Source organism: Paraferrimonas sp. SM1919 (genome assembly GCF_010993985.1).
In the GTDB taxonomy this organism is placed as follows: Bacteria; Pseudomonadota; Gammaproteobacteria; order Enterobacterales; family Shewanellaceae; genus SM1919.
On record NZ_WINH01000069.1, the window covers coordinates 1 to 1,017 of the forward strand.

Here is a 1,017-nt window from a genome sequence, read left to right on the forward strand (position 1 = left end):
AAGCTCTGGTGATATTCCGATGGTGGAATATTGCCAATGCTTTCATGTGGACGTTCATTGTTGTAATCGAGCATCCAGTGCCAAGCCATATCTCGGACTTGTTCTAAATCATCAAATAAATAAGCGTTTAAAAATTCTTTCCTGAACGAGCCATTAAACCGTTCTGCAAAGGCATTCTGCTGTGGCTTACCAGGTTGGATATAAGCCAATTCAATATCATGTTGCTCACACCATTGAACCATGACATCTGCTATCAGCTCTGGCCCATTATCAAGCCGTATTTGCTTAGGTAAGGCACCACGTTCTTCTGCAAGCTGCTCTAACACCCTCACCACACGAGCGGCTGGTAGAGAGGTATCCACTTCGATAGCCAAGCATTCTCGGGTACCTTCGTCGATAACATTCAAGGTTCTAAATCGTTTGCCGCTGTACAAGCTGTCATGAACAAAATCTAAAGCCCACATTGCATTAGGCTTATTCGCCACCTCTAATGGTGCAGGTGTTCGTTTATCAAGCTGCTTTTTAATCCTTCTTGGCTTGTTTAAGCCAAGGCGACAATAGACCCGATAAATACGCTTGTGATTCCAAGGATAATGCTTGTTCTTCAAGCGATAAAAACACTTCCAGAAACCCGCTTGAGGTGCTTTTTCAAGAATTCCATTAAGCGCATCAATAATAGGTTTATCCGCAATATGCCAGTCTTTAGGGGCACGATAATAACTGCTTCGATTAAAACCGATAGCCCGACAGGCATGAGCGATGGTCAGCTTAAACTCATTAACCAAGTGGTTAACGCTGCGACGTTTCTCATCAGGCGCTAGAGCTTTTTTTCAATTAAGTCCTTGAGTGCGACATTCTCTAGACTCAAGTTGGCAAACATACGCTTGAGCTGGTTATTTTCTTCTTCAAGCTCTTTCAATCGCTTGATATCTGAAGCTTCAAGACCACCAAACTTTGATTTCCACTTGTAATAGGTGGCTGAACTTATTCCATGCTTACGACAGAGTTGTTCAACCT

The 1,017-nt window shown here is 43.0% G+C and carries 1 protein-coding gene; it reads right to left on the bottom strand.

Annotated elements, in window-relative coordinates:
* A protein-coding gene (locus tag GFB48_RS17190; protein WP_240464898.1) for an IS3 family transposase occupies nucleotides 1–1,017 on the bottom strand; the annotation gives its coding sequence in 2 pieces (ribosomal slippage) (nucleotides 1–832 and nucleotides 832–1,017; 1,018 coding nt annotated over the 2 pieces). This gene is flagged as partial in the annotation.